This is a genomic window from Spirulina subsalsa CS-330 (assembly GCF_028330765.1).
Lineage (GTDB): Bacteria > Cyanobacteriota > Cyanobacteriia > Cyanobacteriales > Spirulinaceae > Spirulina > Spirulina subsalsa_A.
Genome location: NZ_JAQMTY010000047.1, coordinates 1 through 8,400, shown reverse-complemented (window position 1 = coordinate 8,400; position 8,400 = coordinate 1). Strand labels below are relative to the sequence as shown.

Below are 8,400 nucleotides of genomic sequence, written 5' to 3'. Positions count from 1 at the left end.
GATAAATCAATGGCGTTAGTCGTTGAGCCTAGCAACCCTCTGCAACTCTCGTTGTTTGAGTGGATAAATGGTCAGGTAACTGGCTGTTCAGAATCCCCCACTATAGCCCGTAGGGTTTAGTGGGGGAGTATGTCAACAAATTCGATCAGGTAATAGATGTGGGCGAATACCCAAATGAGCCAGGCGACGAAGCCGGAGAATTGGACGAAGCCGAGATCGACGACGGCGGCGTTTTGGCCGATGACGGCGAGTTTGCCGAGGTCGAGGTAGCGGAAGGTGGGGGTGGTTTTTCCGGCGAGGCGAGCGGGGATCAGTTTGGCCATGTATTCGCCTTGTTGCATGGCGACGGGGGCGATGCCGGGGAGGGGGCGATCGCCTTGATGGGCATAGTGGGCAAGATCGCCAATCACGAAGATATCGGGGTAGTGCTTCACGCTCAGATCCGGCTCAACGATGACGCGACCGGCGCGATCGAGTTCGGCCTGGGCGCGATCGCGCAACACCGCCCCCAAGCCCGACGCTTTCACCCCGGCGGCCCACAGAATTGTACGGGCGGGAATTTCCGATGCTGTTTCCCCTTGGCGCACCTGGACACAGCCCGATTCCACCGCCGTCACCATGGATTGCGTTTGCACCGTCACGCCCAATTTTTCCAGGGAGGCGGCGGCTTTGGCGGAGAGTTCTGGGGGGTAGGGGGGGAGGATGCGATCGAGGCCTTCAATGAGGAGGATTTTGGCTTGGGTGGTGTCGATCGTGCGGAAATCGTGCTTGAGGGCGCTATGGGCAATTTCTGCGATCGCCCCCGCCAACTCCACCCCCGTCGGCCCGCCCCCCACAATCACAAAGGTCAGCCATGCCTGCCGCTTTACCGGATCGGTTTCCTTCTCAGCCGCTTCAAAGGCCAGGAAAATTCGCCGCCGCATTTCCAGGGCATCCTCAACGGTTTTTAAACCGGGCGCGTGGTTTTCCCAATGGTCATTGCCAAAATAATGGTGACTCACCCCCGTTGCCACAATCAAACTGTCGTAGCTCAAATCCCCATCCTGGAGATGGATCGTCTTCGCCTCTGGGTTAATATCCGTCACCTCATCCAGAAGCACCTGAGTATTGCGATGGTTTTTGAGCACGAGGCGCAGGGGTGACGAAATATCAGCCGGGGAGATGGTTCCCGTCGCCACTTGATAGAGCAGGGGCTGGAAGAGGTGAAAATTGCGTTTATCGATCAGGGTGACCTTGACGGGAGCATTACCGAGGGCTTTCGCAGCATAGAGGCCGCCAAATCCTCCCCCCACAATAACGACATGGTGCGGAGTTGCAGTTTTAGGGGCGTGAGTCATGAGCGTTGGGGTAATTTTGTTTCAAATCTTAACAAGATTAATCCCTAGGCAGTGTAGTATCTTGCACCGTTTTTCAAGCAGCGATCGCACCTCGCTCCCTCCATCGGCCCAACCCATCAAGCAAGACAGCATCTTGAATATTGCAAATTGCGAAGCCTTGACCCGTTTAGCCTTGGGGCGGTCACAATCTGGGATATCCTAACCAAAATAATCAAGCTCAACTTCAATGGTTTGGTGGTTGTCCTGTGCTAGAAGTCTGTCTGTTTGCCACAGTGTTATGTGGATTTTTGGGTAAGATCTCCCGGCTAGAAAGGGGCACGATCGAGATTAGCAACACGCCATGATGTTAGAAACTATTCTCTGGGTGCTCTGTCCCTTTATAGCGGGCTTTGTGATTATGCTGCTGCCTCGCTTGGATCGCCTCTTGGCGGTGGTGGCGGTGTTGGTGTCGGCGGGGTTTGGGGCCCAGGCGTTACGGATGCGATCGCCCCTCATTGTTCAACTCCTCGATAGTGCCGGGGTCACCCTCCAAATCGATACTTTGGGGGGCTATTTCATCCTCACCAATGCGGTGGTGACGTTGGCGGTGCTGTTCTACTGTTGGCAGAGCGATCGCACCTCGTTTTTCTATGCCCAACTGTTGATGCTCCACGGCAGTTTAAACGCCGCGTTCATCTGTGCCGACTTCATGAGCCTCTATGTCGCCCTAGAAGTGACCGGCATCGCTGCGTTTTTACTCATTGCCTATCCCAGGAGCGATCGCACCCTCTGGGTGGGGCTGCGTTACCTCTTCATCAGCAACGTCGCCATGCTGTTCTACCTCGTCGGCGCGGTGCTGGTGTATCAAACCCACCAATCGTTCCAATTCGCCGGCCTGGTGGATTCACCCCCGGAAGCCCTCGCATTGATCTTCCTCGGCCTGCTGGCCAAGGGGGGAATTTTCGTCTCGGGCCTCTGGCTCCCCCTCACCCATTCCGAATCAGACACCCCCGTCTCGGCCATGTTGTCGGGGGTGGTGGTGAAGGCCAGTCTGTTACCACTGCTGCGGTGCAGCTTGATCCAAGATGAGATTGGCGCGATCGTGGCAACCCTGGGCATTGGAACCGCCCTACTGGGGGTGGGGTTTGCCATGTTTGAACGCGATGCGAAACGGATGCTAGCCCTCTCGACCCTCTCCCAGGTGGGGTTTATCTTGGTCGCCCCGGAAATGGGGGGCTTTTATGCCCTTAGCCATGGCGTGGCAAAATCATCGCTGTTCCTCTCCTCTGGCTCCCTCCCCAGTCGTGACTTTAAGGTGCTCCAACAGACCCCCCTAACTCTATCCCTCTGGTTACCCTTAGCGATCGCCGGTCTCTCCATTTCCGGCTTTCCCGGCTTAATCGGGTTTGGCGCTAAGGTGTGGACGACCAAACAACTCCTGCCATGGCAAGGCCTCTTGATGACCATCGCAGCCACGGGAACCGCCGTTGTGTTTGCCAAATTCCTCTTCTTACCCCGTGGGCCATGGCAACCCCCCAAACCCAACTACCTCGCGGCTCAACTCCTCCTTTTAGGGGGGCTGGTGGCTGGCAATGGGTTCTATCTCAAGGCCTATACCCTGGCGAATCTGGGTAAAGCCCTGATCACGATTGCGATCGGGTGGCTCCTCTACTTCACCATCGCCCAGCGGCTAACGTTCAAATTGCCCAACGTGGCCGAACAGTTCGAGCATTTAATCGGGGTGATGAGTTTGATGTTAGTCCTGTTATTCTGGATGGCGCTGGCGTGATTGTCCCGCTCATGCACCTCGTATCGTGACACAGGTTAATCGATGGGTTACGGCGGATTGCTGGATTGCAGTGATGGCGGGAGTTTAATCCGCCCAACCCACCCTACTGGATTGACACGGCTAAAGTAAGGCATTAAGTAGGGTGCTGTTAGCGAAGCGTAACGCACCGTATCATGACACAGTTAATCGGTGGGTTACGGCGGATTGCTGGATTGCAGTGATGGCGAGAGTTTAATCCGCCTAACCCACCCTACAGCTACAGCAAAGCCTTATTTTAACTGTGTCATGACACTAGGTCTTAGGGCGGCGCTGAGGGCTGATCTTCAGCTTGGCGTAGATCGTGAATCGGCTGATTGGGAATATTGCAAATTGCGACATCTGGATCAATTCAGTCTTAGGGGGTCGCAATCTGGTGTATTCTAGCCGAAATGATTCAGCCTAGCTTCAGTCTTTCGGTGGTTGTCCTGTGTTAGAAGCCTGTATTTTTGCCACAATCCTATGTGGTTTTTTCGGTATTATCCTTAAAAAAAATTTCATGATGAAGATCATCGCGATGGACGTGATGAGCACGGGGGTGATCGCCTACTATGTGCTCGTCGCGGCTCGCAATGGTTTGTTTACGCCGATTGTGGGCAGCGCGGAGTCGGGGAGTTATGCGGACCCTGTGCCCCAGGCGGTGATTTTGACGGCGATCGTGATTGGCTTTTCCATTCAGGCGTTGATGTTGGTGGGGGTGATGAAGTTGGCCCGCGAGAACCCCCTCCTAGACAGCCGCGAGATTGAAATTAGCAACACACCATCATGATCGCAGCAACGATGCTATGGGTGCTCTGCCCCTTTATAGCGGGCTTTGTGATCATGCTGCTGCCTCGCTCGGATCGCCTCTTGGCGGTGGTGGCGGGGTTGGTGTCAGTGGGGTTTGGGGCCCAGGCGTTACGGATGCGATCGCCCCTCATTGTTCAACTCCTCGATAGTGCCGGGGTGACTCTCCAAATCGATACTTTGGGGGGCTATTTCATCCTCACCAATGCGGTGGTGACGTTGGCGGTGCTGTTCTACTGTTGGCAGAGCGATCGCACCTCGTTTTTCTATGCCCAACTGTTGATGCTCCACGGCAGTTTGAACGCGGCGTTCATCTGTACCGACTTCATGAGTCTGTATGTGTCCCTAGAGGTGACCGGCATTGCGTCATTTTTGCTGATTGCCTATCCGAGAAGCGATCGCGCCATCTGGGTGGGGCTGCGCTACCTGCTGATCAGCAACATCGCCATGCTGTTCTACCTCATTGGCACGATTCTGGTCTACCAAACCCATCAATCCTTCCAATTCGCGGGCCTGGTAGATTCACCCCCAGAAGCCCTGGCGTTAATCTTCCTCGGCCTGCTGGCCAAGGGGGGAATTTTCGTCTCGGGCCTCTGGCTCCCCCTCACCCATTCCGAATCGGAAACCCCGGTTTCGGCGATGCTGTCCGGGGCGGTGGTGAAGGCCAGCGTGTTACCCCTGATGCGGTGCGGCTTAATTCAAGACGACATTGGCATGATCGTGGGACTATTCGGGGTAGGGACGGCGTTGCTGGGGGTAACCTGCGCCGTCTTTGAAAAAGACACGAAACGAATGCTCGCCTTTCACACGATTTCGCAATTGGGGTTTGTCCTCGCTGCCCCAGCAGTGGGCGGCTTCTACGCCCTCAGCCATGGCTTGGTGAAATCGTCCCTCTTTCTCTCGGCGGGAACGCTGCCAAGCCGCAGTTTTAAGGAATTAAAACAGACCCCGATTAATTTTTCCCTGTGGCTGATTTTAGCGATCGCCAGCCTCTCCATTGCCGGCTTTCCCGGCCTGATCGGCTTCGGGGCCAAAGTGTGGACGGTGAAACACCTCCTCCCCTGGCAAACCTGGATGATGAACATCGCCGCCGTGGGAACCGCCATTTCCTTCGCCAAATTCCTCTTTTTACCCCGTGGCCCCTGGCAACCCCTCAAACCCAGCTTTCTCGCTGCTCAACTCCTTCTTTTAGGGGGGCTGGTGGCTGGCAATGGCTTCTACCTCAAGGCCTATACCCTGGAAAACCTGGGTAAGGCGCTGATCACGATCGCCATCGGTTGGCTGATCTACCTGGGCATCATTCAACGGGTGACGGTGAAACTCCCCCGCGCCGCCGAACAGTTTGAACATCTGATCGGGGCGATGAGTTTGATGTTAGTGCTGTTATTTTGGATGGCGTTGGCATAATGGTTAATCTACTTTTACGACTGGGAATTTGGTTTTTACTCACCGCCGATTTAAGCGTGGCGAACATTTTAATCGGCCTCGTGGTGTCGCTATTGTTGCCGCGTTGCTTTACCGCCCACGAACCGCTGCGAGAATGGCTGATCATTGCCTGGGAAACCGTGGTGGCACTCCCCCAAGCCTATTGGGAAGCCTGCCAGATGATCCTCTCGCCCCATCGCCACGAATCGATCACGATGGATCGGGTGCGTCCGAATCGCTCCCCTCGGCTCATCTTTCTTGATATCTTTTTAATCACATTCACCCCGAAAACCGTTGTCTTGAAATACCACCAAGCCGGTCAATATGAAGTCCATCGTGTGAGCGATCGCAAAACCCCATGAACCTCCTTCTCATCGCTATGACCCTCATTCTCCTCATCCCCCTGTACGAAGCGTGGCAGGATGATGACATCTGGCAAAAAATGCTGGCCTTTGCCAGCGTTGCCTCAAAAACCTCGATTATGATCCTCTGCATTTCCGTGCTGCGGGATGATTGGATGATTGGGGTGGTGGGGGTGATTATTCTCAGTGTGGGGAATGCGGGGTTTATGCTCCTGGCCCACCTGATCAAACGGATTACGCTGCAATGATCGCCGGAGGAAACAGCCCATGGTAACTGGATTAAGCTATCTCTGCATTGGGATTGGGGTGGTGTTTTGGCTGTGGGGAACATTGCCGCTGTTGGGCGATCGCTCCGTATTGTTCAAATTGCATCCCCTGTCGGTGTCCGATACCCTCGGCTCGATGAGTATTGTGTTTGGGTTGTTGTTGAAAATTCCCCGCGAATGGCCCTTACTGATTTTGGCGCTGTTGTCTTTGGCGTTGTGGAATACGATGCTGAGTTATGTGATGGCCTATTGTGTCAGTCGGGAGGACAGCGATGATCACTAACCTACCAGAGGATCTTTATCTGCTGGTGATTGTGGCACTCTTACCCCTGTCGGCGATCATGCTCACGGTGCAGGTGAATCCCTACAATGCCCTGGTGATTCGGGGGATTTTAGGGGCAGTGGCGGCCCTGGTGTATTCGGTGTTGGGGGCGGCGGATGTGGCCCTCACGGAGGCGCTGGTGGGGACATTGCTGGCGATTACGCTCTATGCGGTGGCGGTGCGATCGTCCTTGGTGATGCGTGTGGGTGTGCTCACGGCTGAGGTAGAGGCTGATCCGGAAAAGTTTGAGGCGATTTATGACCAAATCCGGGCGATGCTCAGTACACGCTATCTCCGTTTAAAAGTGCTGTCCTACGAAACCCGTGCTGATTTAGACGCAGCCTTGACGGTGAAAGAACTCCATGGCCTCTGTTTGCGATCGCCCTCTCCCCAACCGGATCAACCCCCCTATGAGTTGACGATTCGACTGCGATCGCTCCACGACCTCCTCAGCACCGAACTCCCCCACCAAACCCCCCCCTTAACCCACCTAATCCCCCCTTCGTCCACCGATACCCCCGCCAAATCATCATGAAATGGGTCTACATTGTCGCCGGAATTGCTCTGTATATCAAAATGCTGATCCTGCCGAATCCCATGCTCTCGGTTGATCCGGCGGATATTGTCACCGCCGTTGCCCAAGAAAGCGGCATCCCCAATGTGGTATCGGGGATTATTTTCCGGAACCGTCTCTACGACACCATTTTTGAAGTGATTGTCTTCACGATCGCGATCATGGGTGCAAAATACCTCCTCGCCAACGAACAACCCTACCCCACCATCCACCAATTCACCGACCAACCCTCCGTCCTCCTCGCCCGTTTGGGAGCCACGATCGCCGCCCTGGTGAGTTTAGAATTAGCGATTCGCGGCCACCTCAGCCCAGGGGGAGGGTTTGCCGCCGGAGTGGCCGGGGGAACCGCGATCGGCCTCGTCACGATTACCTCGTCATCCGATGCGATGGAGGCTCTTTATAAACGGTGGCGGGCGGCGACGTTGGAAAAACTGGCGGTTTTAGCGTTTATTGCGATTGCGATCGCCACCCTCTTAGGCTGGAATGTCACCCATGGCGAATTTGGCGCTCTCCTCAGTGGGGGGACGTTGCCGCTGTTGAATATCCTCGTTGCGATTAAAGTCGCCCTCGGTTCCTGGGCGGTGATTCTGATCTTCATCCGCTATCGTGGGCTGTTGTAGCCGCGATCGCGCCGCCCATGACGATCGCGCCTGATCAATCAGCATAGACACCCCCAGCCCCTTCCATGACCTTGGATTTCATGCACCCTGCGTCACCGTGGCGAGGCGCGATCGCCTATCCCCGTGGTGATGGAGACGCGATCGCCGCCCAACTGCACACCCTAGGGATCACCCAACTCTACGACCACGGCACAAAGCAGATCGGGACGCAGCGGGTGATTGGGCTGGGGTATTGTGGCGTGGTGATTTTGGGGGAGTGGCAGGGGCAACGGGTGGCGGTGAAAATTCGGCGCAGGGATGCCCCCAAAGAGAATCTCAGCGCCGAAGCGACCCATTTGGCGGCAGCGAATCGGGTGGGGATTGGCCCGCGTCTTTGGGCGGCGAGTGCGGATTGTTTGGTGATGGAATATCTCGATGGCCCGTCTTTACCTGCCTGGATACGAGCACAGCCGGGGGCGATCGCACCGCTGCTGAAAACCCTCCTCCACCAAGCCCACCGCCTCGATCAAGTCGGGCTTGATCATGGCAACCTGCGCTGCGTCACCGACCATGTCCGCGTCCAAGGCTCTACGCCGGTTCTTCTCGATTTCAGCAGTGCCAGCACCCAGCGCCGCCCCGCCAATCTAACCACCCTCACCCAAGGCCTGTTTTGGGGCACGGCGATCGCCAACACGATCGCCCTCGGCCATCCCCTGCCGGAGCGCGATCGCCTCATTCCCCTTCTGAAACGCTACAAACACAACCCCAGCCCCGCCCATGCCGCCGCGATTATCTTAAAATGTGCAAAGAAGACTCCCACTATAAAGCGAGTCCGAGTAGAGTTACCGAAGGTAACGGCGGACGTGCCTTTTAGTGGCGAGATGAATTTGCACCAACAAACAAATCGAGCGACAGCGAGTCCTTT

Annotated in this window: 10 protein-coding genes; 9 read left to right on the top strand and 1 reads right to left on the bottom strand. The window is 55.8% G+C overall.

Annotated elements, in window-relative coordinates; genetic code table 11:
* Positions 1–116 precede the first annotated feature (116 nt).
* A complete protein-coding gene (locus PN477_RS03295; RefSeq protein ID WP_272119324.1) occupies positions 117–1,337 on the bottom strand; it encodes an NAD(P)/FAD-dependent oxidoreductase in 1,221 nt (406 codons plus the stop codon).
* 340 nt (positions 1,338–1,677) lie between these two features.
* Between PN477_RS03295 and PN477_RS03290 the strand changes: the two genes are divergently transcribed.
* The 9 genes from PN477_RS03290 to PN477_RS03250 all read left to right on the top strand — a co-directional run.
* Positions 1,678–3,105 carry a cation:proton antiporter gene (locus PN477_RS03290; RefSeq protein WP_272119323.1) on the top strand — a complete coding sequence of 476 codons (1,428 nt, stop codon included), beginning with the start codon at positions 1,678–1,680 and terminating at the stop codon, positions 3,103–3,105.
* Between the two features lie 466 nt (positions 3,106–3,571).
* Complete coding sequence (locus PN477_RS03285; RefSeq protein ID WP_272119321.1) at positions 3,572–3,910, top strand: cation:proton antiporter subunit C; 339 nt, start codon at positions 3,572–3,574, stop codon at positions 3,908–3,910.
* Positions 3,907–5,334, top strand: a complete 1,428-nt coding sequence (locus tag PN477_RS03280) for a cation:proton antiporter (protein WP_272119320.1) — start codon at positions 3,907–3,909, stop codon at positions 5,332–5,334. Before PN477_RS03285 ends, PN477_RS03280 begins: the two co-directional genes overlap by 4 nt.
* A complete protein-coding gene (locus PN477_RS03275; protein WP_272119318.1) occupies positions 5,334–5,714 on the top strand; it encodes a Na+/H+ antiporter subunit E in 381 nt (126 codons plus the stop codon). Before PN477_RS03280 ends, PN477_RS03275 begins: the two co-directional genes overlap by 1 nt.
* Positions 5,711–5,962 carry a hypothetical protein gene (locus tag PN477_RS03270; protein ID WP_072621929.1) on the top strand — a complete coding sequence of 84 codons (252 nt, stop codon included), beginning with the start codon at positions 5,711–5,713 and terminating at the stop codon, positions 5,960–5,962. The genes PN477_RS03275 and PN477_RS03270 overlap by 4 nt, the downstream gene beginning before the upstream one ends.
* A gap of 19 nt (positions 5,963–5,981) precedes the next feature.
* Positions 5,982–6,263, top strand: a complete 282-nt coding sequence (locus tag PN477_RS03265; protein ID WP_072621930.1) for a monovalent cation/H(+) antiporter subunit G — start codon at positions 5,982–5,984, stop codon at positions 6,261–6,263.
* Positions 6,253–6,837, top strand: coding sequence for a DUF4040 domain-containing protein (locus PN477_RS03260; protein WP_072621931.1), 585 nt, complete (start codon positions 6,253–6,255; stop codon positions 6,835–6,837). Before PN477_RS03265 ends, PN477_RS03260 begins: the two co-directional genes overlap by 11 nt.
* Positions 6,834–7,496, top strand: coding sequence for a Na(+)/H(+) antiporter subunit B (locus PN477_RS03255; protein WP_272119312.1), 663 nt, complete (start codon positions 6,834–6,836; stop codon positions 7,494–7,496). The genes PN477_RS03260 and PN477_RS03255 overlap by 4 nt, the downstream gene beginning before the upstream one ends.
* Positions 7,497–7,561: 65 nt before the next feature.
* Positions 7,562–8,400, top strand: an 839-nt coding sequence (locus PN477_RS03250) for a hypothetical protein (protein WP_272146978.1), incomplete at its 3' end; no start/stop codon positions are given.

Excerpts from the sequence above, each read along its gene's own strand:
- PN477_RS03295 (WP_272119324.1), bottom strand. The coding sequence starts at position 1,337 with ATGACTCACGCCCCTAAAACTGCAACTCCGCACCATGTCGTTATTGTG.
- PN477_RS03290 (WP_272119323.1), top strand. The coding sequence starts at position 1,678 with ATGATGTTAGAAACTATTCTCTGGGTGCTCTGTCCCTTTATAGCGGGC.
- PN477_RS03280 (WP_272119320.1), top strand. The coding sequence starts at position 3,907 with ATGATCGCAGCAACGATGCTATGGGTGCTCTGCCCCTTTATAGCGGGC.
- PN477_RS03275 (WP_272119318.1), top strand. The coding sequence starts at position 5,334 with ATGGTTAATCTACTTTTACGACTGGGAATTTGGTTTTTACTCACCGCC.
- PN477_RS03270 (WP_072621929.1), top strand. The coding sequence starts at position 5,711 with ATGAACCTCCTTCTCATCGCTATGACCCTCATTCTCCTCATCCCCCTG.
- PN477_RS03265 (WP_072621930.1), top strand. The coding sequence starts at position 5,982 with ATGGTAACTGGATTAAGCTATCTCTGCATTGGGATTGGGGTGGTGTTT.
- PN477_RS03260 (WP_072621931.1), top strand. The coding sequence starts at position 6,253 with ATGATCACTAACCTACCAGAGGATCTTTATCTGCTGGTGATTGTGGCA.
- PN477_RS03255 (WP_272119312.1), top strand. The coding sequence starts at position 6,834 with ATGAAATGGGTCTACATTGTCGCCGGAATTGCTCTGTATATCAAAATG.